We start from the raw sequence: 25,543 nt of genomic DNA, 5'->3' as shown, positions 1-25,543 counted from the left end.
TGCCCCCTGACGCCGCCGGCGCTGGTCCTGTTCTCCACGGGCGCGGAAAACGCGAACCCCCCGCCGACGCGCGCCGACGGGGGGTTGGTTGCCTGATGTGACCGGACCCGCTACGACGCGCAGACGCCTACGAGGCGTACGACGACCACGACGGCGGATAGGGCCTGGAAGCCCTGGGCGGCGGTGGCGGCGTGAATGCGGTTCATGCGGGTTCTCGCTGGTTGCGGTTTCCGGTACTGATTCGAGCTGTAGCCTTTCCCAAGTCGAAAGGTCAAGGCCGAATCGCCATCCGGGTTGACTTGATCCGGCTTCCGCCCATAGGGAAGGGGGCGCGCCCGGGAGCCGGGCCAGGAGGATCATGCAGCAGATCACCAAGCCTCAAGGACTGGAACGTCATTTTCCGCTCATCGCCGCCGGGCTTTCGGGCCTGGCCCTGCTCCGACCGGAGCTGTTCTCCTGGGCCGGGGCCTTCATCGCCCCCGCCCTGGGCCTGATCATGTTCGGCATGGGCATGACCCTGGACTGGGAGGACTTCAAGGGCGCGGCCGCGCGCTGGCCCTCGATCCTCATCGGCCTGAGCCTGCAATACTCGGTCATGCCCCTGGCGGCCGTGACGCTGGGCGCGGTCCTCGGACTGCCCCGGGATCTGCTGGTGGGGCTGGTCCTGGTGGGCGCGTGCCCCGGCGGCACGGCCTCCAACGTCATCGCCTATCTGGCCCGGGCCGACGTGGCCCTGTCCGTGCTCCTGACGCTCTGCTCCACCGTGCTCGCGCCCCTGGCCACCCCGGCCCTGGTGGAATGGATTCTCGGCCACCGCATCGAGATCGACTTCTACGGCATGATGCGCTCGGTGTTCTGGATCGTGGTCTTCCCGCTGATGGACGGCCTGATCCTGCGCCGTCTCCTGCGCCGCCATCTGGCCCCGGTGCAGCGCGCCCTGCCATCGGTCTCGATCCTGGTCATCTCGCTGGTCATCGCCTGCGTCATGGCCCTCAACCGCGAGGCCATCCTGGCCTTCCCCGGCCTGGCGCTGCTGGCCGTGACGGCCCACAACCTCCTGGGCTTCGGCCTGGGCTACGGCCTGACGCGGCTCTTCCGGCGCAACACGACCGAGGCACGGACCATCGCCATCGAGGTGGGCATGCAGAACTCGGGGCTGGCCGTGGCCCTGGCGGTCAAACACTTCACGGTCCTGGCCGCCCTGCCCGGCGCGCTCTTCAGCCTGATCCAGAACATGACCGGCGCGGTCCTGGCACGCCGCTGGAGCGCGCGGCAGGCCTCGGACAGAAAAAACGAAGGGCTAAGGGGTCCGTCCTGAACCGACGGGTTTCCGCACCGAGCTGATCCGTCAGGCGCGGAGACGCGGCAGAGAAAGCCCGTCCTCATCAGGCCTCTGACCGATCGGCGGCGGGCACTGCGAATCGTACAGCCGGTCCACGATCCAGCAGAACAGCCCCACCCCCGCCGCGGCGCAGAGGCCGTGCGGCAGCGGCTTGACGAGGAGGTCCGTCCCCTCCTGGCCGAGCAGCACGCGTACTGCCGACTCGCCGAGAAAGACGAGCAGAAACGCGGCCCTGGGCAAAGGGTTTCCGACTTCCAGCTCACTGGCCCGCAAGGCGGTCAGGGCGAAGGGCGAACGCATTTCCGCGCGGATGGACTTGAGCAATCCCATAGATCTTTCAGTAGCAGGAGATGAATGAGGAACGCAATCCGCCCAGGGAGGAACCGGCAGCGTACGCGTCCAGCGGGCGCCGGTCACAGGCGGAAGCCGCACTTGGCCATGTACTGGAACAGTTGGGCGTTGTTCTTCAGGCCGAGCTTCTTCATGGCCCGGATCTTATACGTGCCGACGGTCTTGGGGTTCAACCCCATCCGCTCGGCGACGTCGCACAGCTTCTCGCCCTGGGCCAGCAGGATGAGCACCTGTTTCTCGCGTTCCGACAGGGTTCTGTCAGCCGCCTTGCCGTACTGGCTGACCTTCTCGTCCAGCAGATCCGCCGTCAGCGCCGGGCTGATGTAGCGCTTCCCGTCCAGCACGTCCGAAATGGCCGTGACGAGTTCCTCGGCCGCGAAGCTTTTCGGCAGATAGCCGTTGGCTCCGGCCCTGAAGGCGGCCACGACGTACTCACTTTCCAGGTGCATGCTGAGGACGAGTACGGGCAGCTCCGGGCGCACGTTGCGTATCTTCCGCATCGTCTCCAACCCGGACTCGTCCGGGAGGGACAAGTCGAGCAGGACCAGTCCGAAGGCCTCGGCGGCTATCTTGCGCATGGCCTCCTGCGAGGTCGAGGCCTCCTCGAACTCGAGGTCCGGGGAGTACTCCTGCGCGACCTCCCTGATCCCGCAGCGGACGATTCCGTGGTCATCGACGAGGAGAATCTTCACGCGATCCGCTCCTCTGGATGAATGGGCACCAGAAGCCGAACGCGCGTCCCCTGTCCGCGCACGGAGTCTATATCAAGCTCGCCGTCGAGCGCGTAGGCCTTTTCCTTCATCCCGATGACGCCGAACGAGCCTTTCTTGATCAACTCCTCGGCCGTGAACCCGGTTCCGTCGTCTTCGACGATCAGCTCGATGGACTGGCCGACGCGCCGGACCTGGACGGTGACGGCCGTCGCCGCCGCATGGCGGACCACGTTGGTCAGCGCCTCCTGGAAGATGCGGTAGATGGCGATCCGCTGTTCGCGCGTGAGATTGAACCGCTCGGTCGTGCCATTGAAATGAATCGGTATGTTGACGACCTTCGAGAAATTCATCGCGTGCCATTTCACGGTCGCGGCCAAGCCCAGATCGTCCAACTGCTTCGGGCTGATGTCGTTGGAGATGCTCCGGACGGACACCAGCGCGCCGTTGATCAAATCGATCAGGAGCGACAGCTTCTCCCGCGCCTTTTCGCCGGGCGACTCCAAGAACTTCCCCAGGAAAACGAGATTGATCTTGATCGCGGTCATGGTCTGCCCCAGGTCGTCATGAACCTGATGGGCGAAGCGGCGCCGCTCGTCCTCCAACTCCTTCTGCTGATGGACGATCAGACGGCGGATCTGGTCCCGCGAGGCGGTGAGGGCCTCGTTGGCCTCCACGAGCTTGGCCGTCCTGAGCGTCACCTGCCGTTTCAGGATGACGCTGAGGGACAACAGCAGCGCCGCGGCGGCGGCACATCCGCCGATCGTGGGCCAAAACCAGGATGGGAGGGTCCAGTCCGGCTTCGGGTTGAACCACTTGTTGAATGAGGCGTAATAGACGGAATTCTTGTCGGCCTTCATCGCCGCGATATGGCGATCCAGAAGGCCGATGATCCATTCGCCGCCGTCCTTCGGCGCGGCGTAACGGACCTCGCAGGGGTTGAAGACGAAAGGGATCGCCTTCAACCTGTCTTTCCTGCCCTTCAGAAACCCGGCGTACCTCCCGACGATCGCGGCGTCGACCGTTCCACGCTCCAGTTCCGAGAACAATGCCGTATGCTCGTCGAACTCGACGACGGTGCAGGAGATCCTGAAGCTCTCGAGCAGCCCCAGAAACGGCTGCGTGAAAGCGTTGCCCCGGACGACTCCCAGGCTCCCGCCTTCAAGGTCGAAGATGGAATTGACCGAAGAGTTGTCGCCGGTCCAAAGCTGTCCCCAGTCCATCAGGAGGTAGTCGGCGGTGAACAGAAACTTCCGCGCCCGCTCCTTCGTATAGTAGGTGGCCGGCAGCAGGTCGATCTCGCCCCGGTCGAGCTTGTCGAGCAGGTCGATCCAGGTGCCGTAGACGTACTGGATGTCGATGTGCTCCTTCGCGGCGATGTCCTCCAGGACGTCGACGAACAGCCCTTGCTCCCGACCTTTTTCATCCAGGAATATTTGCGGCTGGTCCTCGAAGATGCCGACCAGGAGTTTTTCGGCGTCCTGCCGCGCCCGGGCGTTCCCGGCACAGGAAAGGAGGATCAGCAGGACGGCGCACATCTGGAACAGAATGCGCGCGCCGCCGTCTTTTTTCCCGCCATCGGCTGTTTTCATGAGAGTCCCTTCACCAGAGCGTCTCCAGTTCCTCGCCTCCGGGCCCGAACGCCCCCGTCGCCGCCCCATATACCGCGCCGAACCTCCCACCGTCCAGGCTCGAACAGGGACGCCGCCGGAGGGCGGCGCATCATCGGCCTCCTTCTAGGTCCGGATTCCTATCCGCACTTTTTTGTCGCAGATGGCGCAGAGGCCGTCCTTCGACAATTCCTTCGATGAGGAGTTGCACCGGACGCATTTCAGGCACGCGAAGTCCGCGACGACTTCAGTTCCGTCAAGAAGCGGTAGGGAATATCCGTCGCAGTTGAACGTGATGCACTTTTTCCCGCATACGCTCACGCAAAGGGTGCAGCGGAGACATTTCGACGGCGTATGATCCACCCGGAAGCGGTCTCCCCCTGCTGAACACTGCAGGGCCCCGGTCGGGCACACCGCGCCGCACGCACCGCAGGCGTTGCACGTGTCCGCGATCTGAACCGGATGCCGCCCAGGCTCCGGGGCGATCGGATGGTTCCGGCGGATGCGGCGCAACTGCCGCACGAGATTCTCGTGCTTGTCGGGCGCGGCGTCGGCGGGCAGCGGACTCTTTTCGGACATGGAACCGCCCGGCTCCCTCCTCCCGTTGAAAAACGCGGACAAGAAATTGCGCCTGGAATGATCGACCCGGGCCTGCCGCCCGGCGGCCTCGGGGATGCGGCGTCGTTCAAGACGCACGCCGTCCCGCAGGCCGAACACCGAGAGCCAGTTCGCCGTCTCCTCCAGCATGCGTTCGAAGCCGCGCAGCCTGTCGCCTTCCGTGCAGCCCGCGCAATCTCCGTGAGCGAAGACGACGCTTGCAAATCCCAGGGCCACGAGCCCCATCAGGGCATCAGCCCCCAGCGCCGAGAAACAATGTTCGATGCCGACCACATCCGAACCCGGTCCCGCGACCATCTTGCATCCCAGCACGATCGACGCGCTTTTCGGCAAGCGGCGGACCCTCCCGAGAAAGCGCCCGGAGTCGAAAGCCGCGAGCGCGTCCGTCGGGCATATGGCGGCGCATGCGCCGCAGTCATTGCAGGACAGGCGGTCGATCGAGGGCATGCCGCCCAGGCGGATCGAATGGGAATGACAGATGTCGGCGCACCGGGAGCAGACGGTTTTTCTCGCATTCACGCATCGCGCCGCGTTGACGATGACCCGGGGCATGACGGTTCATTCCCACTCGCCCAAGAAACGGCGCAGGGTCGTGATGGCGTCCGAGCACAGCAGGGAACACCCGGCATAGTAGCGGCTTCCCGTCCTTTTCAACACCTCGGACAGGAAGGCGTCGGCCCATTGCAGCACATGTTCGTCCACAAACCGGTCGAGTTCCGTGACGATGCGGCGGGCGTTCGCGGCGTCGCCCCTGTCCATGCAGGCGTGAATGTCGTTCGACAAGCTGGAGACGAACAGCAGCTCGAAACCGAAATGGTCGGCAGGCTCGTTGCATGTCCTGGGAAAAGTGAATCCATTCGCCTCGTAGCGGCGCGACACATCAAGGCTTGTCTTCTGAAACAACAATCCGTCGCCGTTCACCCAGGCCGATTCCCAAATCGGCACCGGACGATCGGAACAGACGAAGAGGCCGTCGAAATCCCGCCGCACCGCGACGAGCCCGGAATCATCGTATCCGGCCGCGAATTCCCGCAGCATCGCGAGTCCCTTCCGGCCCCCGTCCGTCTGAATCGGCAAAACCCAGTCGTCGAACAGGCGGTCATCCCGCAATGCACTCAGCAATTCCGCCCGCGGGGGGAATGCATAGCCGTTCCCGAGGAAGAAGAACGCGACGGCGAGTCGTGAAAAGCGGATGTCGTCGTTCATGATTTTTCTTCAGGGCGGCCCGGCGCGATCGCCGGGCCGCCGATTGTCATTCCTACAGGCCTATCCTGGCATACGCCCCGAAGAACATCGCGCGGTCCAACAGTTCACCCATGACGACCAGCAGAGCGGCGCACGCGCACAGATTCATGCGCGGCGTCCGCCCATCCCCCTGGACGCCGAGAACGACCTTGCAGAACAGGCCCACGCCGACGATCAGCAGAAGCAGCCTCGTGATGAACAGGGCCGTTCCCGCGCCGGCGATCGGTGAATAGGACGACAGGCCGAGTTGCGACAGCGAGGAGAATGCGGCCGTCGACATCGGAATGCCGATGAGTTTCAAGGCGAACCCGACGGCGAAGATGATGGAGAAGACCTTGAACATCGGCCGCGCATCGACGTCCGAAGCGCCCTTCGCCTGGTAGAGGAACACGGTTCCGGCGATCATCGGCCCGACAAGCAGCATCGTCCCGAGAAAGCCGAGCCAGGTGGCGGAGTTGTTCCACACGGGCACGGTGGACACCATGTAGACCCGGGTCATGGACAACACGGCGACGATGCCGAGGATCGCGGCCACGATGCCCAGCACCTTCGCCTCATTGCCCTTTTTCAGACGCAGGTACGCGAGGGCGATCGCGGCGGCCAGCAGGAGCCCGACGGCCACGATCTCCCTGCTCAAGGGCGAATGCGGCACGTTGAAGAGCGTGAACAGGCTGTGCATCGGCGACCCGAGATGCGCGCCGGAGAAGATGAACCCGAGCGCGACCAGGCCGCACGCGATCGGGGCCTGAAGCCGCAGCAGGCCGCCCGTCTCAAGACGCACGGTCGTTTTCGCGGTTTCGGCGGCGAGCAGCATGCCGGCGGCCACCTGCACGATGACGGTGAAGAAGACCAGACTCCATTCTGCTGTGAGCATGACTACACCTCTTCGGGGTTTTGAATCTTTCCGTTGCTCGCCCCGAGCTGCCGCGCGTTCTTGTTCGCGGTGAGGAACAAACGGGGCTTCGTGATCGCCGGATCGGGAAGCGGCGCGAACGTCTGCGCTTCTCCGTACCGCTTCTGAAGCGTCTCATAGTCGCCGAAGGTGAGCGCGCGGGTCGGACAGGCGGCGACGCAGGCCGGGGGGCGTCCCTGCTCGAGATAATCGCGGCAGAAGTCGCACTTCGTCATCTTTCCCAGGCGGGCGTCGATCTGCGGAGCGGAATAGGGACAAACCAGCTCGCAATATCTGCACCCGACGCACTTTTCATGGTCGACGCTCACGATGCCGTTCTCGTCCTTGTGCATGGCGGTCGTCGGGCAGGACTTCACGCAGATCGGATCCTCGCAATGATTGCAGGCCATCGACACATAATACGCGAAGATGTTCTGCTCATACGTGCCGTCGGCATTGCGGACCCAGCTTCCGCCAGAATATTCGACGACACGCCGGAACAGTATGTTTTCGTTCGTATTGTTCTTGTCCATGCAGGCGATCATGCATGTCTTGCACCCGGTACACTTGTTCAAGTCGACGTGAAACGACGGTTTCTTCATGGCGTGTCCCCACTAAGCCTTTTTGACTTCCACAAGATTGGTATGCTGGGCATTGCCCTTCGCCAGTGGCGAGGGACGCAATGACGTGAGGACGTTGACGCATCCGCCATGGTCATTGCCGCCCGAATCCGGCGTGAACCACGCGCCCTCGGGAAGAGACAGGACGCCGGGCATGATCCGGGGCGTCACCTTCGCCGTGGTGAACACGACCCCCCGGTCGTTGGAGACCTTGACCTCGTCCCCGTGCGCGATGCCGCGGGCCTCGGCGTCGACCGGATTGATCCAGAGTTCCTGCGGAGCGACCTTCTTCAGCCAGTCGACGTTGCCGTATGTGGAGTGCGTCCGCTGCTTGTAATGGTGCCCGATGAGTTGCAGCGGATACTTCGCCCGCAACGGATCGGCCACGCCTTCCCAGGTGGCGTTGTATTCGGGCAGGCCGGAAATCCGGTCCCCCTGCGGGAGATCCCATTCCCTGCCGATCTCCCAGAGGCGCTTGGAGAAGATTTCCAGCTTTCCGGACGGCGTCTTGACGGGGTTCTTGACCGGATCGTCGCGGAAGTCCTTGTAGGGGATGCCCGGAAGATCCGTTATCCGCTTCTTGAAGATCCCCATGGCGAAGGCGTCGTCCAGTTTCTCCGGCAATTCCGGAAGCTTGATGCGGGATTGGTCGAGAAGGTACTGCATCCACTCCCGGCGCGTCCGTCCCTCGGTGAACTGCCGCTCCACGCCGAAGCGCTTCGCGATGTCGGCGCACATGTCGTACACGGACCGCGACTCGAACAACGGCTCGATGGCCTTCTGGGCGAAGATCACGTAGCCCATCTCGGAAACGAAGCCGTGCTGCGCGAAGTCGTCTTCCTCCAGGTTGGTCACGGCGGGGAGGAGAATGTCCGCGAACTTGGCGCTCGGGGTCATGAAGTTGTCGATGACGACGATCGTTTCGCACTTGGTGTCGTCGGCCAGTATCCGCGCGGTCTTTCCCGAGTCCGCGTGCTGGTTGACCAGGCAGTTTCCGGCGTAGTTCCAGATGAACTTGATCGGAACCTGCAACTTGTCCCGGCCCCGCACGCCGTCCCGCTTGGCGGTCATCTCCGGGCCGCGCTCGATGGCGTCGGTCCACAGAAAGCAGGAGATCGAGGTGGACACCGGATTCTTCAGCACGGGGAAACGCGTGAACGGAAGCCAGTAGCCGTCTTCCCGGGCGCCCGTATTGCCGCCGCGCACCCCGACGTTGCCGGTCAGGATGGGCAGCATGCACACGGCGCGGCAGTTCTGCTCGCCGTTGGCCTGGCGCTGCACGGACCAGCCCTGCGCGATGTAGCACGGCTTCGCGCCCGCGATCTCACGGGCGAGCTGCACGATGCGCCGGGCGGGAATGCCGGTGATGGACGCGGCCCATTCGGGCGTCTTGGGGGTTTTGTCCTCGCCCAGGCCCAGGATATAGGACTTGTAGGAGTTCCCGGCGGGCACGCCCTCGGGCATGGAGTCCTCGTCGAACCCCACGGTGTATTTCCTGATGAAATCCTTGTCCTCAAGGCCTTCCGTGATCATGACGTGGGCCAGGCCGCAGACGAGGGCGGCGTCGGTCCCGGGACGGATGGGGATCCATTCGTCCGCCATGGCGGCCGCCGTGTCCGTATAGCGGGGGTCGACGACGATGATCTTCGTGTCGCCCTTCTTCCGCGCGGTCAGGATGTCATGCAGCACGCCGCCGCCGCTCATCCGCGTCGCGCCGGGGTTGTTGCCGAAGAACACGACCAGCTTGCTGTAGGCGATGTCCGAGAAGGCGTTGCCCTCGACCCAGCCGTCGCCGAAGGTGTACGGCAGGGCCATGTCGATCATGGCGTCGCTGTACGTGCCGTACTGGTTCAGGTAGCCGCCGAGGCAGTTCATGAGGCGGGCGACCGGGGTGGAGCCGGTGGGCCAGGACTTGGACATGACGGCGCCGAGGTTTCCCGTGCCGTAATTCAGGTAGACGGCTTCGTTGCCCCACTTGGCGATGGTCTTCTTCAGTCGGGCCGCGATCTCGTCCAGGGCCTCGTCCCAGCTGATGCGCTCGAACTTCCCTTCCCCGCGCCTGCCGACCCGGCGCATGGGATATTTCAGCCGTTCCTTGGCGTAGACCCGCTGCCGCATCGAACGGCCGCGCAGGCAGGCGCGCACCTGATGGTCGCCGTACTGGTCGTCGCCGAGGTCGTCGGTCTCGATGCGCGTGATGATTCCGTCGGAGACGTGCGCGCGCAGGACGCAACGGCTCCCGCAGTTGACGTTGCAGGAGGTCCAGACGACTTTCTCGCCCGGCTTCGCGCTGGAGGCGGCCGCCCGCTTCCCGCCCGCGAGCAGACCGGCCCCGGGGAGCGCGCTCACGCAACCGATCGCCGCGGCCCATTTCAACAGCGATCTTCTCTTCTCGTCCGTCCGCATGGTTTCTTTTCCGCTATCCATGTCATCCTCCTCAACGTGTTTTGCTTACTTGCCGAACGGGCACTTGGGGAATGTGCAGGACTTGCATCCCAGACAAAATCCTCCCTCCGCATAGTCGGCGAGATCGTTCCGCGTGATGGGCAGTCCGGCGACGACGCGCGGCAGAATGAGGTCGAAGCCGGTCGCCTTGAAGAAGATCGCGCAGGCGGGGACGCCGATGATGTCCACGCTCCCGATCTTCCCCACCAGGCTCATGGCTCCAGGAAGCGCGGGCATGCCGTACAGGGCGTCGCTCATGCCCACGTCGTGCAGCGCGGCCCGCGTCACGTCGTCGGGATCGACGGAAAGACCGGCGGTCGTGATGATGATGTCGGCGCCGTCGGCGATCATCCGCTCGGCGCTGTCCGCGATGCGCTTCCTGTCGTCAGGCTGGATCTCGCCGCCCACGACGGTGCAGCCGAGCTTTTCCACCTTGGCCCTGACCACCGGGATGAACTTGTCCTCGATCAGGCCGGTGAAGACCTCCGTGCCGGTGACGATGATTCCGACCTTGGCCTCGCGGAACGGGACGACGTTGAAGATGGGCTCCGTGCCAAGGACATGCTGCGCCTTCGAGAAGTCCGCGCGCGAAAGATACAGCGGAATCGCGCGACACCCCGCGATGGGCTTGGCCTGTTCGACCATGGCGTCGCCGTGGCGCGAGGCGCACATCACGCCGGGAACGAGGTTGAAGGCCTTCAGCTTGTCGCGATCCAGGGTCAGCAGGCCGTCGATCTTCGCCGTGAAGACGACCTTCCCCTCGTCGGCCTCGCCGAACTAGACGTTCCGGCCCGCCATTCTCCGCGCGAATTCCCGCGCGGCGTCATTTTCATGAACCCACTCGGAGCCGACACCGGCGGCGTCCTCGACGAACACGTTGTTCTTGCCCATCTGCTGCAGACGGCACACGTCGCCCGCGCTGATGACCTGCCCGGCCTTGAAGGCCGCGCCCTTCATCTTCCCCGGGACGATCTGCGTCATGTCGTGCAGCGCCGTCTTCCCGACCGCGGCGGCCACGGGCATGGAGCGCAGCGAGGGGCTCTCGCGCGCGCGATCGTCGTCCCTCGTGTCGTATATGGCCTTCTCCTGGCAGCCCCGGCAGACGGCGCCGTCATTGACGGGAAACGCCTCGCCGCAGATGGGGCAATCGGAAATCCTGCTCGACGGAAGCTTGCCGAGGAATTTCCGCGCGACGCGGATCGTTTCGATGCCGCAGATCGTGTCGCCGGCGGCTTCGATCTCCCGCAGCAGGCGATCCGAATCCTGTTCCTTCTTGGGCTTCAGTTTGTAGAACCAGCCGGACAGCTCGGGCCACTTCCTGATCTTTTCGGAATCGACGAAGACGCGGAAGCCCGTTCCCTCATACTTGTCGTACAGGGCCAGGGCGTAGCGTCCATAGTTGACGATCTTCATCCAGCCGTTGCCGATGCTGCACGGCGTGAGAAGTTGGACCGCGTCGGGCAGGCACTTCGGGGTTTCGACGATGGCCTCGAACAATATTCCGTCCGGAAGCTCCCTCCTCGCCCGCTCGACCATGTACCCGCCCAGCAGAAGACCGGGCGCGGGGTAACTGTGGAACGCCGCCGCGAGATTCTTGAATTCGCTGAAGCTGTAATTCCCGATATCCATTTCGACCTCGATTGCGGCCGCCGCGATTCGTCCGCTGAATCGCGGCGGCCGGTCAGTTAAAACAGATGTCCGATGTTCTGGTAGGTCGCGGCCGTGCCGACGAAGAACGTCAGGCGGCCGAGCAGCTCGGCTGCGAGAACGGCCACGAACATCCACGGCTTCAACGCCTTGCTCTTCAGCAGGAAGGGAATCGGCGCGGCGAGCAGGACGATGTGCAGCCAGAACACGGGCGAGGCGAACCAGGCCTGCCCCGTCTTCATCATCACCGCGCCGCCGGAGGACCAGATGCTCGGCAGGATGATCCTGACGGCGATCGACGCGATGAGCACGAAGATCAGCCACTGGGCCACGAAGCCGTCATCGTCCTTCGGGCCGAAGAAGCTCTTCGAGGCCAGGCCGATGCTCGCCGCCGTCAGGAGGAACAAGGCGATCGGCGAGGCGTTGTTGAGCGCGGGGAGGCTCGGGGGCGCGTACGCGGCCCCGGACACGACGAGGGACACGACGCCGAGGATCGCCGTGCCGAGCATCAAGGACGCGGGCAGGCTCTTGCGCATCGCGACGATCGTGTACGCCGTCAGCGCGCCGAACAGGCAGACGGCGATCACCTCACGGCTCAGCCAGGACGTCGCCACGTGGGTGAGCGCCGCCGCCGCGCCGAAGGGATGCCCGATGTGAAACAACGAAGCGGTCAGGCCCGCCAGAAGCAGCACTCCGGCCATGATCCATTCGCGCCGGATGTGCGGCATTTCACCCCGCCCCGCCAGCCGGAAGCACAGGTAGCTCGTCACGATCATCCCGACGGAGCCTTGGGCGAGCACGGTAAACAGCACGAGGGAGTAGTTCGCGTCGTTCATCAGCCATTCCTCCTGACAACATGGGGATGCCGGGGCAGTTTGAAGCGGACGGACGGGTTGAGACTCTCGAAACGCGGGAATCCGGGAGGATAATGCAACGCCTCGGCGTCATCGAACTCGGACAGGTCGATGATCCGCAGCGCCTTGACCGGGCAGGCCTGCACGCAGGCGGGCTCAAGCTTGGCGTCGATGCGTTCCCAACACATGCTGCACTTTTCGGCCTTCTTCAGCTTCGGGTTGTACTGCGGCGCGCCGTACGGGCAGGACCGCACACAGTTGCCGCACCCGATGCACTTGTCCTGGTCATGGACGACGATGCCGTCCTCCCTCTTCGTGTAGGCGCCGACGGGACAGCACTCCAGGCAGGTCGGATGCTCGCAGTGGTTGCAGGCGAGAGAATAGAAGGCGCGTTCGTGATGCGGATAGATGTCTTCCGAAAGAGGATAGACCTGACGCCATTTCACTCCCGGCTCGGGATGATACATGTTCTTGCATGCCATGGCGCACGAGAAGCATCCGATGCACTTCTGCGAGTCTACGTAAAAAGCAAGCTGCTTGCTCATCATTCACCCCGCTACATTTTTTCCACGTTCGCGAACTGTTCCTGGATCGCCGGACCGCGATGACCGCCGAACTGATAGGCGCCCATGTCCGCTACGGCGTCATCCAGGACGTTCTGGACATTGAATTTCTCGTTCTTGAACCAGGCTTCATACATGAGCAGCGTGTCTTCAGGCACGTTGTCGGTGACCTGGGCCTTCACCGCGACCTCGCCGAACTTGTTGTAGACGCGGACCATGTCGCCGCTCACGATGTTCTTGCTCCGCGCGGAATTCGGATTGATGTAGACGCACGGCTCGGGATTGAAGTCCCGCATCCAGTCGAGATTGATGAACTGCGAATGGAGACCGAACTTCGTATGCGGCGTGAGGACGACGAACTTGTCGTGATTCGGGCGGCGCGAGTGATACTCGGGCAACGCGGGATGGCCGTATTCCGCGGCCTTCGCCGACAGGAACTCGTATTTCCCGGAGGGAGTCTTGAACTTGCCCTCAGCCCAGGAGACGGGATTGCGCTTCGCCTTCACGGGACCCTTCAGGAGATCTTCCCAGGAGGAGATCCCGTTCAGCTTGTGGATCGTGTCGTTGAAGTTGCGGATCATGCACTCTTTCGGCGTGAGATCCTGCTGATAGGTGCATGATCCAGGGCTCAGCTCGTTCATCCTCTTGGAGACGAGCGCGGAGATGACGGTGTTCGGCTTCGCCTCGAACAACGGCTCGATGCACTGCTCGTTGATCGCCAGCCAGTAGTGCCAGTACGACACGTTGACCTGCCATTCCTCGAACTGCGTCGTGGTCGGCAGGACGATGTCCGCCAGTTCGGCGGTCTGGGTGAAGAACTGGTCGACGACGACGAGCATGTCGAGCCCGCGGTACATCTTCTCCATTTCGTTGCGGTTGGGATACTGGCTCATCGGATTGCTGCAGGACACCCACAACATGCGGATCTTCGGATCCGCCTTCCGCATCTCCCTGGCGGCCTGATTGCGGTTGAGCGAACGGTTGGAATACACCGTCGGCTCACCGGGCTTCTGCTTCGCGGGATTGACGAATCCGATGGAGCCGGCCGGGGGGCTCATCTTGCTCTTCGGCCAGTACTCGAAGTCCCAGGTGAATTCCTGACCGTAACGCGCGCCGCCGCCCTTCTTGCCGACGTTGCCCGTCATCGCGACCAGGGCGTCGATGGAACGGACCGCGCGACCGCCGTTGGTGTGCCGCTGCAGGCCGTAGCCGATCCAGATCGTCGCGGGCTTGGCTTTCGCGAACTCTTCCGCGATGCGGGCGATGGTCTCGGCGGGGATGCCGGTCTCCTCGGCGGCCCACTGCACCGTCACCTTCTCCCGGAGGTACTGTTCGAACTCCGGGAATCCCAGGGCATTGTCCGCGACCCAGCCCCGGTCAGCGAGGCCCAGGTCCAGGATGTGGCGGGCCATGCCGAGGGCCAGGGCGCCGTCCGTGCCCATCTTCGGGGCGAGGTATTCGTCGCACTTCGCCGCCGTCTGGGTCAGCACGGGATCGATACAGACCACCTTCGCGCCGCGTTCCTTCGCGGCGTAGATGAACTTCATGGTGTGAATGGAGGTCCAGGCCGGATTCACGCCCCAGAGGATGATGTATCCGGCGTTGGCCAGATCCTCGGGGTCGTTGCAGACCATGTCGCCGAAGTCGAAGTACTGCGCGTCGTAACCGGCGGGCCAGCAGTTGCTTCCTTCAAAGCGGGTCGTGTAGCCCAGCCCGGTGAACAACCCCTGGATGACGGCGCAGTTGGTGATGCCCTCGCTGCCGGAATTCTTGTCCAGGGCGAGCCCGAGAAGATGACCATCCTCTTTCTTGATGCTCAGGATCTTGTCGCAGATGCTGTCGATCGCCTCTTCCCAGGAAATGCGCTTCCAGTTGCCGGTGCCGCGCCCGATCTGCTTCATCGGATACTTGATGCGGTCCGGGCTGTAGACCCGCCGGGGATAGCTGTAGCCCTTGACGCAGAGACCGCCGTTCGTGAACGTCGACTGTTTGTCGCCCTCGACGTACTTCAACACGCCGTCGTCGACATACGACAGCATGGCGCACGTGTCGTAGCAGTTCCGCTGACAGGCGCTGTGGAAGGCCTTGCAACCGCCCGCCGTCTTCGCCGGTCCGGCGAAGGCCTTCGGCGTGAGCAGGCCTCCGTGCAGCATCGCAGCCGCTCCACCGGCCGTCAGCAGCTTCACGAAGCTCCGCCTCGACATCTCATTGAGCAACGAGCTGTTCATCAATTTTCTCTCCTTCTCCATCTTTCCTTCCTCCGGGTAGAGAAACGGCTAGAACCTGCCCTTCGACTCGGCGACCGACTCCACGCACCGCTCCACGGCGTCCGCCATGAAACGGATGATCGTATGCTCGGGCGCGACCATCCTGACCTGCCTGGCGAAAAGCGGAACCCAGACGTTCAGGTGTTCGTGAACGAAACAGTCCCGCAACTCCTTCAGCGGCTCCGATGGCGTGTGGGACAGAACCCCCTGCATGATGCGCAACGCGTCGAGCTCGAGACTCAGATGGTCGTCCGGGAGCCGGGCGTCGAACGGGGATTGCAGGCCCAGGGCCGCGTAGATCCTCCGGGCCTCAAGGGCCGCCTCGCCCATGACCTGCGGCTCGGGGGACAGATAGACGGAAGCATAGGGGGGGGCGGCCAGGATGCGGGGGCCGACGAAGAAGCGGTTGAAGTCGAACTCGGCGGCATCCCAGTCCGGCACGGCTGGAACGGCGGACTTGAGATCCTCGGGGAGCCTCCCGACGGCGGCCTCCAGCTCGGCTCCGTCCTGAGCGATGAAAAAATCTCTCAGGGACGCGAGCGTCTGGGCTTCGTGTTGAGATTCCTGCATACGCCTCCTTTTGGAGCGCCCCGGCCGGCGCCGGTCGGCGGCCGGCCGGGGATGGGGGGGATCGGCGAAGGTCCATCCTTCGCGAGGTGAATCCTTGCGATCATCGATTATGGAAAAGGCGTGAGACCCACAAATTTGTAGGAAAGCCCTCACGCCTTGTAAGAATGGGACTACACGCCGACGCCGGGCACATTGCGCGACGCAATGCGCCGCAGGTGGCTCAGAGGCGCGCGGAACGGACGCACGGAACAGCCATCGTGGAGACTTTCAATCGGGGCCGAGGACAGCAAAGGGAAGGGCGGACCGAAGCCGGTCCGGAAACGAAAACGGGTACGCCACGACGTGCCCGTTCTTCTTCATGATCTTGGTCGGGGTGAAAGGATTTGAACCTCCGGCAACCAGCTCAGAGGAGTGACTCTCCGTACCGCAGAACTCTCGGCTGTTTTCCGTGAGGATGACTGGATCGGGAGTCTTTTCCGGCGTAAAAGACCGCACGTCATTGTGCTGGATCGGCTCTGCGGGGCTCCTTTTGCCTAATTCTCATCGAGGCTTCCCTTCTGGATGCTTGTATACCGCAAACGTTCAGAAGGCTGGCCTAGTAAATCAGTTTATGATGGATTTAGCGGCGTGATGATATGCAACTTTTGAGTTGCTCATTTTGAATCGAAATTCTTCCATTTTCATGGCTCGTTATGCTGCAAATTAATGGTTGAACTATCGCTGCATGATGTGTCCATATGCTCTGGTGTTCTCGAGTGGCAATTGTTTTTTGGGGATAATGAAGTTGCCCCTTCGCGTATCGCACTCTCCGACCACGGCCAGTGCGCTTTCCTTGCTCTTTTTTAGCCCTTCCGATAATATATAAATTATTTATTTATTTTCAAGCCTACAGTAAAGGGACATCGCCGCTATGGCAGCACCTCCCCTGATCGACACCCCCTGGGGCATGGCATCTCCTATGCTTGCCTGGTTCCCAAGCCAAGCCGTTCAACTCGGCATCACTCTTGTCTGCAGCTTCATTGCCGTGGCCGCGCTTGCCGTGCTTCTTGCGCAGCGAAAGCGCTACGAGAAGCAACTGGCCGCGAAGGCCGCCAAACTTGGCAAGTCCATTGAGCTGCAACAGGATCTGATCAGGCGAGATACAGGACTGCGCACCATCCTTGACCACACCAACACCATCTTTTTCATCCTTGACCGCGAGGGCACGGTGCTGCTCTCCGAAGGCATGGGTCTGAATCTAATCAAGCGCCCGACAGGGGGTAGCCTGGGCAAGAAATTCCAGGACGTGCATCCGAACCGGGCAGACTTGCAGGAATACTTCAAGAGAACCTTGGGCGGAGAGACTGTTCAGGAATATGTCCCCTTTTCAGGCGGCACGTTCCAACTCCTGACCAGTCTCCTCCCTGACCACGAAGGCGAGGCAGGAGGATTGGCGGGCATCCTTCTCGACGTCACCGAGATTGAGCAGGCTCGCCGTCGCGCCATGGAAAGCGAGGAGCGGCTCAGCGCGATCTTCAACAACGCCCCCCTTGGCATTTTTCTCTCTACGTTCGGCGGACAGATCGAGGAGGTCAACCCGGAACTGGTACGGATGTCCGGCTACGAAAGCCGTGACGAATTCCTCCGCGTTGACCCGCGCTCCCTGTATGCGCAGACTGGTACGCGCGAGGAGATGTTGAAAGAACTGTTGTCCTCCCCGGCTGGAGTGCGCAGGGAATTGATGCTCCGCCGCAAGGACGGCAGCCAGCTGCCTGTCGTTGTCAGTATTTCGCTCGGCTTTGACGACGAGGGGCGTCCTGCTCGGGTGCATGGCGTCGTGGAGGATCTCAGCCAGCGCAAGGAGCATGAACGCGAACTGCTGTTCTGGACACAGCGCTTCGAGATAGTGAACGCTGCTGCCCAGCACATCTTTTACGATTATGACCTGTTGGCGGGCAACATGCAGTGGATCGGAGCCGTGCGCGAGGTGTTGGGTTTCGAGCGACAAGAGCTGGACGGTCCCATACAGCTCTGGGAAAACCTGTTGCATCCCTACGACGCGCCGGAGGTTTTGTGGAAATTGAATGAGGTCTGCGCGAGCGGCGAAAAGTTCGACATGGAATACCGCATGCGGCACAAGACCGGCCACTATGTCTACGTGCACGACAGCGGGGTTTTTCAGGCGGGAGACAACGGACGGCCGGTGCAGATGCTGGGCATCATCCAGAACATCAATGCCCGGAAGCAGGCGGAACTGGCCCTTGCTGCCAGCGAACAAATGTATCGTACCCTCTTCGAGTCCGCCCAGGACACCATCCTGGTGATGGACGGCCCGACCATAGTGGACTGCAACCCCAGCGCAACCGCCCTCACTGGTCGCACGCGGGAAGAAATTATCGGCCGGACTCCGGCGGACTTCGCCCCGCAGGTGCAGACGGGTGGGGCTGACACGAGACAGATGATGGAACGGATACTCAAGCAGGTCGAGTCCGGTGAACGGCTGCACTTCGAGTGGCTGTGCCAACGGATGGACGGCGGTATTGCCGAGATTGAGACCTCGCTGACGCCCATGCATGTGGGCGGAACACGCTATTTTCTGGCCTTCACACGGGATATCTCCAAACGCAAGGAGGCCGAACGCAGCCTGCGCCTCTCGGAAGAAAAATTCTCCAAGATCTACAATCTGGCGCCATACAGCATCTCAATTGCACGGCTGAGAGACAGCATAATCCTGGATGTGAACGCCGCCTTCGAACTCCTCACCGGCTACTCCAAAGAAGAGGCCGTAGGTAGGAACGGTGACGAACTGCGCCTGTGGAACGACCCTGCAAGCCGCTTGGTGTTCCTGGACCAGCTGCGGCGCGGCGGGATGGTGCTGGACTATGAGTTCGTGATGCGCCGCAAGGACGGTGCCCTTCGCACCGCCTTGAATTCATGCCAACATATAGAAATTAACGGGGAACGCTGCTCACTGAACATCGTGCGCGACATCACGGAAACAAAACTGGTGCAGCAGGCCATGGTGCAGACGGAAAAGATGATGTCCCTTGGCGGCTTGGCCGCCGGCATGGCGCATGAAATCAACAATCCCCTGGGCATCATCTCTCAATCCGTGCAGGGAGTGCAGCGACGCCTCGATCCCGCACTGCCGGCCAACAGGGAGGAAGCCACCGCGCTGGGCCTGGATTTGGAGACGCTCCAAGAATTCATGCGCCGCCGCAATATTTCCCGCTACCTGGACAGCATCCTCGAGGCCGGACAGCGCGCCGCAGGCATCGTGCGGCACATGCTGAACTTCAGCCGCCGCAGTGACTCCGGCATCGTGGACCAGGACATGGCCGCCTTGGTGCGCCAAGCCGTCTCCCTGGCGAAGCAGGATTACGACCTCAAGAAGAAGTACGACTTCCGTCAGGTCGATGTACGTCTGGAACTCTCGGACGCGCTCCCCTCCATTCCCTGCATCCCCTCCGAGATTGAGCAGGTGCTTCTGAACCTCTTGCGCAACGCCGCGCAGGCCATGGCAAGGGCTGGCACGGCAAATCCGACCATCATCGTGCGCACAGCCAGGGAGGATGCCGAGGCCCTCATCGAGGTGGAGGACAACGGTCCGGGCATCCCAGCCGACCAACTGAACCGAGTGTTCGAACCATTTTATACCACCAAAGCAGTGGGAGAGGGCACAGGGTTGGGTCTCTCCGTTTCCTACTTCATCATCACCACCACCCACGGGGGCAGCATGAGCGTGGTGAGCGTCCCGGACCAGAACACACGCTTCAGCATCCGCCTCCCCCTGAAGCGCCCCGCCACAACGGCGAAAGCCTGAATGAAAAGCCCCCGCCGGACCAGGTTCCAGCGGGGGCTGAAGCCGCATCTTCGCGTCAGTCCTAGGCGCCGCTCTTCATGTTTTCGATGATCGTACGCAGAGTCTGCGCCTGGCTCGCCAAGTCTACCACGGCCTGGGCGGACTGGTTCATGGCGCTTGCGGTCTCGCCGGAGATGCGGTTGATGTCCTCTATGCTGTGGTTGATCTCCTCGCTGGCGGCGGACTGTTCCTCGCTGGCGGCGGCGATGGAGCGCACCTGGTCGGTGGACACCTCCACCAGGGCCACGATCTCCTTCAGGGCCGCGCCGGACTCGTTGGCCAGGCTGGTGGCCTTCTCGATGGTGACCACGGAGTGCTCCACGTTCTCCAGATTCTTGCGCGCGCCCTGCTGGATGCCGCTGACGGCTTCGCCCACCTCCTTGGTGGCGGCCATGGTCTTTTCCGCCAGCTTGCGCACCTCGTCGGCCACCACGGCGAAGCCGCGCCCGGCGTCTCCGGCCCGGGCGGCCTCGATGGCGGCGTTCAAGGCCAGCAGATTGGTTTGATCCGCGATGTCGCTGATGACGTTCATGATCTGGCCGATGCCCTCGGCCTGCTTGCCCAGCACGGCCATGTCGTTCTTCAAGGTCACTGACTTGTTCTGCACGTCGGTGATGCTCTCCACCGCGTGGGCCACGACCTTGGCGCCCTCGAGCGCCTTGGCGCGGGCGTTGCCCGAGGAGTCCGCCGCCTGGGAGGCGTTCTTGGCCACCTCAAGCACGGTGGCGTTCATCTCCTCCATGGCCGTGGCGGTCTCGGCCACGCGCTGGCTCTGCACCTCGGTGCCTCGGCTGGACTGCTCGATCTGGGCGGAGAGCTCCTCGCTGGCGGAGCTGACGGCCTCCACGATCTTCTCCAGCTGCTGTGCGGCGGCGATCATGCCCTCGGCCTTGGCCCGTTCCGCCCTGGCCTTGGCCTCGTTGGCTTCGTCCGTGGCGATCTGCGCCAGCCGGGCCTGCTCGGCGGCCTCGGCGGTCTTCTGTTCGGCCTCGGCGATCTTGCCCTTCATGGTCTGCACCATGTCCTGCATGACGGCATACACGCCACCCCGCTTCTGCTGGACACGGAAGGCCACGTCCAGATCGCCGCCGGCGATCTTGCCCGCCACCTCGCCCAGGTAGCCCGGATCCTCGCCCAGCTGGGCGGAGACATTGGAAGTGAGCAGCACCCCCAAGCCGATGGAGGCGATGAAGGACAGGGCCATAACCGCGTACATCATTTTCGAGGCCGTGTTGGCGCTGACGGTGTCGGCGTCGGAGATGACCTTGGCGTCGGCAAGGTTGAGGTCCGTGAGCTCGTCGATGGTGGCCTGGTATGCGCGTCCGGTCTTGCGCGCTTCGCCAGCCACAAGGGCGGCCGCCTCGGCTTCCTTGCCGTCCTTGGCCAGGGCCATGACCTTGTCCAGTACGGCGATGTAGAGCTGGCGGCGTTCCAGCAGTTGCTCGTAGAGGGCGCGCTCCTTGTCAGAAGTTATGCCGTTCTTGTACGTTTCGAGGTTGTCCTTGATGACGGCCCGGAACTTCAGGATATTCTCCACGGCATCGTCCAGCTCGGCCTTGTCCTTGGCATGAGCGGCCATGACCAGATTGGCGCGCATGCGCTGAAAGTGGATGGACACCTCGGCGATCTGGCCGAGGGGAACCATGCTCTTCTCGTAGAGCTTCGTCTCGTTATCGCTGATCTCGTTCATCTTGATGCTGCCGTAAAAGCCCACCGCAAGGGTGAGCAGCGAGACGACGAAAAAACTGGCGAGCAGCTTGGTGCGGAGTTTCAGGTTGCGCAGGGTGTTCATCGTGGCCTCCTAGGCTAATTTGGTGTTGGTGCGCCGAGCCCATGCCCGGCGCCCTATTGTCCGGATCACTGAGCGCTTGCGGCTTGCCCATGGAGGGCGTCCATCTCTTCCACGGTCAACATCTGGCCGGAGTCCAACAGGATGAGCAGGCGGCCGTCGCGTTCGCTCCCCAGCCGCCCAACTCCGCGGATGTATTTGGAGTCCACCCCGGAAACGACGGCCGGAGCGGCTTCCACCATGGAGGAGGGCAAGCGCAGCACCTCGGAGACCGAGTCCACCAGGCAGCCGATGACCCCGCTCTCCAGGGCGAAGACCACGATGCGTGTCTGTGGGTCAGGCTCCTTGGACACAAGGCCGAAGCGCTTGCGCATGTCGACGATGGGGATGACCTTGCCGCGCAGGTTCAAAATGCCCTCAACAAAGACCGGCGCGCTGGGCACTTTGGTGATGCCCGTATGGCGGATGATCTCCTGCACCGAGAGAATGTCCACCCCGTACTCCTCCTCTGCCACCTTGAAGGTGACGAGCTGAAGCAGGGACTCCGTGGTGCTGCTGATGGTCGTTTCGGCGTTCATGCTGCCTCCTTCCGGGCCTGCGGGCCCAGGGCGATGAGTTGTTGCAGGGCCAGGATGCTGATGTCGATGCAGGAGCTGAAGGCGAGGCCCGCCTCGCGGCCATTCATCCAGGACACCTCGCAAGGGGTTGGAGAAACAGGCTGGTCGTCGAGACGAAGATCCAGATGCAGCAGGCAATGCTCCCCGAAGCGTAGCAAGCCTTCAGCCATGGCGCACAGGCGCACGCGGGCTCCACGCGCGCCGATGGAGATGAGCTCGGCTTGATACTCCTTGGCACCGGTGAGGCGGCAGGCCTGATTATTGCCATACGCGAGCAGGCTGAACGGAGGTTTGGTGTGTTGCAAGTCCATGTCATTCTCCTTCAGGACTGGTGCTTGGAAATATACTGTCCGAATGCGTCAGCGCAGTGGGGGCAAAAATGTGTGCCGGCATTCGTGAGGATATGGCGAGCAGCATCGGCTGGGCTAAGCCCTGCCCGGTAGGGGCGGTCGGAGGTCAGGGCTTCGTAGACATCGGCGACGGCGAGGATGCGCGCTTCCAAAAGTATGGCCTCCCCGACCAGCCCTTCAGGATAGCCGGTGCCATCGAAGCGCTCGTGGTGTTGGAGCACCACCTGGGCCACTGGCCCGTCGAAAGGAATGCTGCGCAGGATGCGGTAGCTCCCTCGCACGTGAGTCTTGATCTGCTCGAATTCATGCGCGCTCAATGTGCCGCGTTTGTTCAGAATGGCCTCAGACACGCCAATCTTGCCGATGTCGTGCAACCGCCCGGCCAGCATGAGCGTCTCCTGCATCTTGCTCCCCAGTCCCATGGCCGCCCCGATGTCTACGGCGATGCTGGCGACGCGCTCGTTATGTCCGGCGGTATACGGATCCTTCTCGCGCAGGGCGATGTTGAATGAGTTGATGCTCCTCTTGAGAGCCGATTCCAGCCGTTGCACAGTGTCCTGGTGGCTGCGGGTCCAGTCCAGCAGTTCCCGCTCCAGTTCGCGGGTTCTGCTCTCCAGTCGCAGATGATACTGGTCGGCAGCCATACGCTCTTGGGCCTTCTTAAGCACCCGCTCCACGGTCTGCCCCAGAAGATTCATGTCGTGCAGGGGCTTTGTGAGGTAATCCCAGGCGCCCATGCGCAGAGTCTTGACCGCTTTGTCCACGGTGCCCGTGCCGGAGATGATGACCACTGGCGTCTCTGGGGACTCCTCCGCCAACTGGGTCACTACGAGGAAGCCGTCTCCACTCGGCATGCTCAGGTCCGAGAGCACGATGTCCGGCCGATGCCGGCGGAACATGGCCACCCCTTCGGCGCCGCTGGCCGCCTCCAGCACTTCATGCCCCATGTCCATCAGGTAATCCCTGGTAGTCATACGCATGAGGGGTTCGTCGTCGATGCATAGAATCTTCGCCATCCCGGAACCTCCTGCGCTGGCGATCATTGCCCGGGATTACTCAAGAGCCGTGCCAGTAATAGCGCCTTGGTTGAAGCGAACTATTACAGCAGGATGCGTGCTAATATGCACTCTGCGTAGACTGGTGCCGCTCCAGATTTCTTGAGCGGAGCTTGTGTGGCTGGATTGTTTATTCTGGGGAAACAGACTGTTACAGAAAAATAAAGAAAGACTGAGGCGATCAGGAAAACCTGATTGAGACCTTAGCCGCGTTTCAAGCGTTCACTTAAGGCCTGGGGGCTGATGCCCAGAAGAACGGCGGCTGTCTTCTGCACGCCCTCGGCGCGGCGCATTGCTTCGATAACCAAGGCGTCGGCTGCGGCGCGAAGAGTGGGCAAAGAAGGCAAATCGGCAAAAGGATTTTTATGCGCGTTGCGGCAGTCATGGGCATCTGGCAGCACGGCAAGGGCTGGAAAAGCCTCCGGCCCAAGAAGACCTCCAGTGCTGCGACCGAGAGCGTCATGGGCCATGGCCTTCAGCTCGCGCACGTTGCCGGGAAAAGAATAGGCCTTAAGCCGAGCCAGCAAAGAAGGTGGGCAGGCCGGCACGGGCCGTCCAAGTGGGACGCAGGCCTCGGTCAGGAAGTGCCTTATAAGAAGGGGAATGTCCTCGGACCGTTCCCTCAGAGGCGGCAGGGTCACGGCATGGGTAGCCAGCCGGTAGAAGAAGTCGCTCCGGAAGCCTCGACCACCACGCAGTTCGTCGATCTGCCTGTTGGTGGCGGCGAGAACCCGCGCCCGCAGCGGCCTGAGAGTGTCGCTGCCCAGCGGATGGTATTCGCGCTCTTGCAGTACCCGGAGCAGGCGCACCTGGGCCTGCTGGCCCAGGTCACCCACCTCGTCCAGAAACAACGTTCCCCCCGCAGCCTTTTCCATAAGGCCTTCTCGCGGGCGATCCGCCCCGGTAAAGGCACCGCGCACATGGCCGAAGAGCGTGTCCGAGAAGGCTTGGTCATCCAATCCGGCCACGTTCACCGCAACAAACGGCCCAACGCGGCGGCTGGAACGGTGCAGGGCACGGGCCAGCAGTTCCTTGCCCACGCCCGTCTCCCCTGTGATAAGCACAGGTTCAAGGCTTTGGGCCACGGCTTCACAGTATCGAAAGATGTCCCGCATGCGTTTGTTTGTGGTGAGCAACAGCGCGAAGTCCTCGGGGCGTTGGGGGCCTTCGGCTAAAAAAGAGCGCGAGAGTCTGGCGTTGCCGCGCTTCAGAGCGCTGCGCTCCAGGGCGCGGTCCAATGCGTGGTCCAGGATGGCCATGTCGAAGATCGGCTTCTGAAGGTAATCGAAGGCCCCGGCGCGCAGGGCCAGAATGACGTCATTCATCTGCCCTTGCCCGGAGATGATGATCACAGGAACATCCTGGTCTTCCTGGCGGATTGCGGCGAGAACCGCATGACCGTCCAACGGAGTCATGCGCAAATCCAGAGTGACAAGGGAGGGGTGCTGCGTACGGAAAAGGTCGAGGCCGGTCTGGCCATCCCCAGCCTCAAAAACCTCAAAACCTTGATCGCGCAGATGGTCGCCTAAGGTGAGCCTCAACATTGGCTCGTCCTCGATGATCAGGATGCGGGTCGGGTCAGAAGCATTCATTTTGCACAACCCACGCGGTCAAGGATGTCTAAGAAATCTTGCAACCGGCCCACGGGCTTGGTGAGCACAGCCTCTATCCGGTTCGCTGCCCCGTGCTGCAGTCTGTCATTTGCGCAGTCAAGAGAACCCGTGTGGATGATGTACCGCAGTTCAGGATTGATGTGACTGGCACGCTCAATAAAAGCGAATCCACCTATATCAGGGAGGCGGATATCGACGATGGCGACTGTGAAGTCAGAAGTGGGTCCGGTTTTTGGACCACTCGGCGGCAAAACTAAGGTGGACAGGTTCATGGGCTATGCCGCCTTTTCTGGGCAAGCCAGAGGGGGTACCCCCTCTGGCTTGAGCACTTGATATATCTCCATCGGCTTTCTGCCGTCAAAGGTCTTATGCGGGCGGCGGTTGTTGTAGAAATCGAACCACCAGGACAAGGCCTGCCGCAGCTCGCTTCCCGTTTCCAGTTCGCGCAGATACACGCATTCGTATTTCAGTGAACGCCAAAGACGTTCGATCATCACGTTATCCATCCAACGGCCTCGGCCGTCCATGGAGATGCGGACTCCGG

Annotated in this window: 23 protein-coding genes; 2 read left to right on the top strand and 21 right to left on the bottom strand. The window is 62.5% G+C overall.

Annotated elements, in window-relative coordinates:
* Positions 1–358 precede the first annotated feature (358 nt).
* Positions 359–1,318: a bile acid:sodium symporter family protein gene (locus H587_RS0105265; RefSeq protein ID WP_027175381.1), complete on the top strand. Its 960-nt coding sequence runs from the start codon at positions 359–361 to the stop codon at positions 1,316–1,318.
* Between the two features lie 30 nt (positions 1,319–1,348).
* Here the strand turns inward: H587_RS0105265 and H587_RS0105260 are convergent, their stop codons facing one another.
* The 14 genes from H587_RS0105260 to H587_RS17340 all read right to left on the bottom strand — a co-directional run bounded on the left by H587_RS0105260 (position 1,349) and on the right by H587_RS17340 (position 15,734).
* Complete coding sequence (locus H587_RS0105260; RefSeq protein WP_027175380.1) at positions 1,349–1,672, bottom strand: hypothetical protein; 324 nt, start codon at positions 1,670–1,672, stop codon at positions 1,349–1,351.
* Between the two features lie 83 nt (positions 1,673–1,755).
* Positions 1,756–2,385 carry a response regulator gene (locus H587_RS0105255; RefSeq protein WP_027175379.1) on the bottom strand — a complete coding sequence of 210 codons (630 nt, stop codon included), beginning with the start codon at positions 2,383–2,385 and terminating at the stop codon, positions 1,756–1,758.
* The gene (locus tag H587_RS19530) at positions 2,382–3,995 is read right to left on the bottom strand and encodes a transporter substrate-binding domain-containing protein (RefSeq protein WP_051202460.1); all 1,614 of its coding nucleotides are present in this window, start codon (positions 3,993–3,995) and stop codon (positions 2,382–2,384) included. Before H587_RS19530 ends, H587_RS0105255 begins: the two co-directional genes overlap by 4 nt.
* A gap of 144 nt (positions 3,996–4,139) precedes the next feature.
* Positions 4,140–5,183: a 4Fe-4S binding protein gene (locus H587_RS0105245; RefSeq protein ID WP_027175378.1), complete on the bottom strand. Its 1,044-nt coding sequence runs from the start codon at positions 5,181–5,183 to the stop codon at positions 4,140–4,142.
* Positions 5,184–5,189: 6 nt separating this feature from the next.
* On the bottom strand, positions 5,190–5,837 hold the full coding sequence (locus H587_RS19525) for a TorD/DmsD family molecular chaperone (RefSeq protein WP_051202459.1): 648 nt from the start codon (positions 5,835–5,837) through the stop codon (positions 5,190–5,192).
* A gap of 52 nt (positions 5,838–5,889) precedes the next feature.
* Complete coding sequence (locus H587_RS19520; RefSeq protein WP_027175377.1) at positions 5,890–6,750, bottom strand: dimethyl sulfoxide reductase anchor subunit family protein; 861 nt, start codon at positions 6,748–6,750, stop codon at positions 5,890–5,892.
* A 2-nt stretch (positions 6,751–6,752) separates the two neighbouring features.
* Positions 6,753–7,370 carry a DMSO/selenate family reductase complex B subunit gene (locus H587_RS0105230; protein ID WP_027175376.1) on the bottom strand — a complete coding sequence of 206 codons (618 nt, stop codon included), beginning with the start codon at positions 7,368–7,370 and terminating at the stop codon, positions 6,753–6,755.
* A gap of 12 nt (positions 7,371–7,382) precedes the next feature.
* Positions 7,383–9,815, bottom strand: coding sequence for a DMSO/selenate family reductase complex A subunit (locus H587_RS0105225; RefSeq protein ID WP_034608617.1), 2,433 nt, complete (start codon positions 9,813–9,815; stop codon positions 7,383–7,385).
* 24 nt (positions 9,816–9,839) lie between these two features.
* Complete coding sequence (locus H587_RS21365; RefSeq protein WP_425387179.1) at positions 9,840–10,478, bottom strand: molybdopterin-binding protein; 639 nt, start codon at positions 10,476–10,478, stop codon at positions 9,840–9,842.
* Between the two features lie 132 nt (positions 10,479–10,610).
* On the bottom strand, positions 10,611–11,462 hold the full coding sequence (locus H587_RS21360; protein WP_425387178.1) for an FmdE family protein: 852 nt from the start codon (positions 11,460–11,462) through the stop codon (positions 10,611–10,613).
* Between the two features lie 56 nt (positions 11,463–11,518).
* Positions 11,519–12,316: a dimethyl sulfoxide reductase anchor subunit family protein gene (locus H587_RS0105215; RefSeq protein WP_027175374.1), complete on the bottom strand. Its 798-nt coding sequence runs from the start codon at positions 12,314–12,316 to the stop codon at positions 11,519–11,521.
* Complete coding sequence (locus H587_RS0105210; protein ID WP_027175373.1) at positions 12,316–12,879, bottom strand: 4Fe-4S dicluster domain-containing protein; 564 nt, start codon at positions 12,877–12,879, stop codon at positions 12,316–12,318. The genes H587_RS0105215 and H587_RS0105210 overlap by 1 nt, the downstream gene beginning before the upstream one ends.
* An 11-nt stretch (positions 12,880–12,890) precedes the next feature.
* Positions 12,891–15,125, bottom strand: a complete 2,235-nt coding sequence (locus H587_RS0105205) for a molybdopterin-dependent oxidoreductase (RefSeq protein WP_245560825.1) — start codon at positions 15,123–15,125, stop codon at positions 12,891–12,893.
* Between the two features lie 48 nt (positions 15,126–15,173).
* Complete coding sequence (locus H587_RS17340; RefSeq protein ID WP_027175371.1) at positions 15,174–15,734, bottom strand: TorD/DmsD family molecular chaperone; 561 nt, start codon at positions 15,732–15,734, stop codon at positions 15,174–15,176.
* A 958-nt stretch (positions 15,735–16,692) separates the two neighbouring features.
* Between H587_RS17340 and H587_RS19515 the strand changes: the two genes are divergently transcribed.
* Complete coding sequence (locus H587_RS19515) at positions 16,693–19,536, top strand: PAS domain S-box protein (RefSeq protein WP_051202458.1); 2,844 nt, start codon at positions 16,693–16,695, stop codon at positions 19,534–19,536.
* 61 nt (positions 19,537–19,597) lie between these two features.
* Here H587_RS19515 and H587_RS0105190 read toward each other — a convergent pair whose 3' ends face one another.
* The 7 genes from H587_RS0105190 to H587_RS20515 all read right to left on the bottom strand — a co-directional run.
* A complete protein-coding gene (locus H587_RS0105190; protein ID WP_027175370.1) occupies positions 19,598–21,367 on the bottom strand; it encodes a methyl-accepting chemotaxis protein in 1,770 nt (589 codons plus the stop codon).
* Between the two features lie 65 nt (positions 21,368–21,432).
* Positions 21,433–21,942 (bottom strand): chemotaxis protein CheW, encoded by a 510-nt coding sequence (locus tag H587_RS0105185; RefSeq protein ID WP_051202457.1) that lies wholly within the window; start codon positions 21,940–21,942, stop codon positions 21,433–21,435.
* Positions 21,939–22,292, bottom strand: a complete 354-nt coding sequence (locus H587_RS0105180; protein WP_027175368.1) for a hypothetical protein — start codon at positions 22,290–22,292, stop codon at positions 21,939–21,941. Before H587_RS0105180 ends, H587_RS0105185 begins: the two co-directional genes overlap by 4 nt.
* An 11-nt stretch (positions 22,293–22,303) precedes the next feature.
* Positions 22,304–23,347 carry an HD domain-containing phosphohydrolase gene (locus H587_RS17330; protein ID WP_051202456.1) on the bottom strand — a complete coding sequence of 348 codons (1,044 nt, stop codon included), beginning with the start codon at positions 23,345–23,347 and terminating at the stop codon, positions 22,304–22,306.
* Positions 23,348–23,589: 242 nt separating this feature from the next.
* Positions 23,590–24,978, bottom strand: coding sequence for a sigma-54-dependent transcriptional regulator (locus H587_RS0105170; protein ID WP_034608616.1), 1,389 nt, complete (start codon positions 24,976–24,978; stop codon positions 23,590–23,592).
* Positions 24,975–25,271, bottom strand: coding sequence for a response regulator (locus H587_RS20520; RefSeq protein ID WP_156904453.1), 297 nt, complete (start codon positions 25,269–25,271; stop codon positions 24,975–24,977). The genes H587_RS0105170 and H587_RS20520 overlap by 4 nt, the downstream gene beginning before the upstream one ends.
* Before the next feature lie 3 nt (positions 25,272–25,274).
* The coding region (locus H587_RS20515) for an integrase core domain-containing protein (protein ID WP_034608615.1) at positions 25,275–25,543 on the bottom strand (269 nt) is incomplete at its 5' end.

Origin of the sequence: Desulfovibrio aminophilus DSM 12254, assembly GCF_000422565.1 — a bacterium.
Lineage (GTDB): Bacteria > Desulfobacterota > Desulfovibrionia > Desulfovibrionales > Desulfovibrionaceae > Aminidesulfovibrio > Aminidesulfovibrio aminophilus.
The sequence above is the reverse complement of the archived record's forward strand: the minus strand, read 5'-3'. Positions and strand labels throughout refer to the sequence as shown.